The 2,890-nt window shown below is 58.9% G+C and carries 6 protein-coding genes; all 6 read right to left on the bottom strand.

Translation table 11 applies throughout. The features are described 5' to 3' along the window. Positions 1 to 746 (bottom strand): hypothetical protein (locus EN884_RS31590; protein WP_206617686.1); only part of this gene is annotated, 746 nt, incomplete at its 3' end. Between the two features lie 54 nt (positions 747 to 800). Continuing rightward, a complete protein-coding gene (locus EN884_RS31585) occupies positions 801 to 1,241 on the bottom strand; it encodes a hypothetical protein (RefSeq protein ID WP_063168399.1) in 441 nt (146 codons plus the stop codon). A 229-nt stretch (positions 1,242 to 1,470) separates the two neighbouring features. Further along, positions 1,471 to 1,794: a hypothetical protein gene (locus EN884_RS31580; protein ID WP_063168398.1), complete on the bottom strand. Its 324-nt coding sequence runs from the start codon at positions 1,792 to 1,794 to the stop codon at positions 1,471 to 1,473. A gap of 123 nt (positions 1,795 to 1,917) precedes the next feature. Then, positions 1,918 to 2,301 (bottom strand): hypothetical protein, encoded by a 384-nt coding sequence (locus EN884_RS31575; RefSeq protein ID WP_063168397.1) that lies wholly within the window; start codon positions 2,299 to 2,301, stop codon positions 1,918 to 1,920. Between the two features lie 19 nt (positions 2,302 to 2,320). Beyond that, a complete protein-coding gene (locus EN884_RS31570) occupies positions 2,321 to 2,518 on the bottom strand; it encodes a hypothetical protein (protein ID WP_063168396.1) in 198 nt (65 codons plus the stop codon). Positions 2,519 to 2,566: 48 nt separating this feature from the next. Continuing rightward, on the bottom strand, positions 2,567 to 2,890 hold a 324-nt coding region (locus tag EN884_RS31565), incomplete at its 5' end, for a hypothetical protein (protein WP_206617684.1).

The following is a 2,890-nucleotide window of genomic DNA, read 5'->3' as shown; positions in this document are numbered from 1 at the left end:
GGCGCGCTCAAATGCCAGTCGGCAGGGAAAGGCAGGCTCTTGACCGGTTCCCGGTTGCCGTAGAATGATTGTTTCGAGACTTTCCAGCCGCTCGAATAGCGGCCGCCAGTCTTCAGGAAGTAGCCGCCGCCCATGCTGTATTTCTGGCGATGTTCGGCAGTTTCCGGCGCGTCGGCAAGCCCGGCAGTGTCGGCGAAGTTGCGCGCCGCTTGGCGAAGCTCAGGGAATAAATCGCGGGTATGCTTGGAAAAGCCGAGAATGACGGTTTTAATGGTCTTGCCGCCATAATAGTCGGTCATCGAGTCCGATTGATCCTCGATCAACTCGCCAATGATGACGGCTTTTGCCCATGCCGGAATCTTGCTGGCGGCCCCGGCTTCGAAAGCGGCGCGCGCGGTGCGGCCTTGTTCGCTGGCTTCGTTCATCTTGCGGCGGAATTCGGCTTGCTTGTGCTTTGCTGCCGCCAGCAATGCCGCCGCCTGTACGGCTGAAATCGGTTCGACCAGATAGCGCGGCGCAAGCTCCAGCCATAGCCGGGCGGCGGATTCGGGAACCTCCGTTATCTGGAGGCTTTCGCCCCAAACGATTGTCAGTTGCGACCGGTCGCGCACCATGCCGCCGCCGCCAATGGTGAAGCCGTTACTTGCCTCGACCTGGACGACATGGCCGGAACTTGAATAGGCGGGATGATAGGCCGGCGCGCCAATGGCGATGGAATCCGGGCGGAAAGCGGTTTCAATGTTCATTGCGTTCGATCTCCAGTTGTTGCCACGATTGGCGGGCTTGACGTTCGGCGCGGGTTAGCGGCCGGCCTCGATTGCTTCCACTGTTGCCAATTCCACATCGGGCGGCGTGATCGGATCACTTAGCCCGCGAAAGTCGATATTGCCGGCCGGGATTGCGGGATTGCGGTCGCATAGTAGCGCCATGGCGCGAAGGCGGCGCGCTTGACGTCTAGACCGGACGGCCTCGCCGGCAGACCATGCCATGCCCTCGGAATCCTTGCGGACTGCGGATTCGTCGTTGCGTTCGGCGTCGTATCGGAGCGAGACCGCATAGCGCACAGCCGGCAGATTGTACCAGATCGACGGGCAAACGACGCTTTCGCCGGTCGCTGGATTGAGCCAGGTCAACACGCCGGCGTGTTGCGGTTCATCATTGGAGGCAATCCGCCAGCCTTCGCCACGCGGCGCGCTTTGATCGAAGTTCGGCAGATTGCAGGGGAGAATGTAGCCGGTCATGACGCAATGACCATAACGCCAGGATCAATGCGATAGACGGAAACTGAAACGCTGCCGTCATCGTGTTGCCGAATGCTGATAAGCCCGCCTTTCCCATTCGGCGCTGAAAATTCGGCTATCCGCTCGCAACTCTTGTCGGCGTAGTGATCCGCCACGCAAGGCGATTTGATGGAAGGTCTCGGCATGTCTCAAACTCCAGTTGCGCCACAATCGGCGGTTCAGTTATATTTCACAGTTTATGCGAAAATGCAAGTTCAGTTATTTTGCGGCGCGTCACCGGTTGCGCGAACTCATACGGCGCGAATCCCGGACACGTTACCGCGCCGTTTATGCCGTGCTGATAGTCGCAATTGAGCATACTCAAAATCATGCGCTCGCCCGTCGAATGCGGATTGCATGGCCAGGCCAAAAGCAAACCGGTTTTGCGCTCGACATACTTGGAATCTAGAACGCCGCTTTCATCCGGCATTATCAGCCGATACGCGGCCGGCCGGCCAATCCGGGCGGATTGCGTTTCCTCCAGATAGAGATTGAAAACCGGTTGTTCCGTCATGGGTCTAACTCCAGTTGCCGCCATGATTGGCGATTGGGCCGGCAATCGGCCATGAACAACGCGCGCGGGCTTTCAAAGGCGATAGCTTGCTGGCGCGGCCATGAGACCGCGCCAGCGGTCGCGCTAGGCGTGAACCTTCCCGTCATCACCAATGTACAGGTCCACATTGCCAAACGCTTTGGCGGCATCCGTGAGGCGCGATGCTTGCGGCTCCGGCCAGTCGCCATCCCAGAAGCCGGAGCCATGGCCGCAACGTGTCAGCCAAAAGTCGTGGCCAGCACGCCCGTCCTGATCGAAATCAGGGCCGAAGGTGACGCCATTGCATTGGATCGCGTCGGAGTGGGTGCGGTAGAATTCGTTGCAATCGGCTAACATGCCGTCGAGCGTTTCGCCGTCGATATCCTCCGGCCCATACTTGGCATCAAGCGGGTTGCCATCACCATCGGTTGAGGACCAAAGCGCGGTTGCCAGATAGGCGTTGAAAAAGCTTTCAGGTGCGGTTGACATGATCGTTTCCCCTTCGCTCTTACGCGTTGAACCAATCGAAGCGGCGCGCCTCTTTAGCCTTACGCTCCGCGCGCCTGTCGCGGCCTTCCATGCGCTTGGAAAACGGCTTGCCGTGCTTTGCCTTGCGTGCCTCATGTTGCGAGAAAAACGCGTCCAGATCGGCGGCGGCAATCGTTTCCAGATCGGCGCGCGCGGCGGAATCAAGCGGCTTATTCATTTCTAGACTCCCATGGTTGCCACAATTGGCGGTTTGAAGTTTCCGGCTTTAGATCAATCGGCCATTGCCGCTTGCGGCGGCATGGCGGAAGATAAAGCTAGGCGTGTAGAATTCAGCATCGAACCAAAGCGCGGCCGTTTCGCCTTCCTTAACGAAAATCCAGCCGCCGAATTTCTGGCGATACAAGACCGCTTCATTTGCGCTCGAGAATTCGGCCATTTGCGGCCGGCCGCTTTGATTGACGTAGACAGGCGCGCCGCTGGCAATGGCGCGATTGACGGCGGCACGTAAGGCGTTATGCGGCGCATTGTTCGGCATGGGTCTAACTCCAGTTATGGCCATAAGCGGCCGGTTCGGCAATTTGCCGTCGCA

This window comes from Mesorhizobium sp. M7A.F.Ca.AU.001.01.1.1, assembly GCF_004022735.1.
Lineage (GTDB): Bacteria > Pseudomonadota > Alphaproteobacteria > Rhizobiales > Rhizobiaceae > Mesorhizobium > Mesorhizobium ciceri.
The sequence above is the reverse complement of the archived record's forward strand: the minus strand, read 5'-3'. Positions and strand labels throughout refer to the sequence as shown.

Excerpts from the sequence above, each read along its gene's own strand:
- EN884_RS31585 (WP_063168399.1), bottom strand. The coding sequence starts at position 1,241 with ATGACCGGCTACATTCTCCCCTGCAATCTGCCGAACTTCGATCAAAGC.
- EN884_RS31570 (WP_063168396.1), bottom strand. The coding sequence starts at position 2,518 with ATGAATAAGCCGCTTGATTCCGCCGCGCGCGCCGATCTGGAAACGATT.
- EN884_RS31575 (WP_063168397.1), bottom strand. The coding sequence starts at position 2,301 with ATGTCAACCGCACCTGAAAGCTTTTTCAACGCCTATCTGGCAACCGCG.
- EN884_RS31580 (WP_063168398.1), bottom strand. The coding sequence starts at position 1,794 with ATGACGGAACAACCGGTTTTCAATCTCTATCTGGAGGAAACGCAATCC.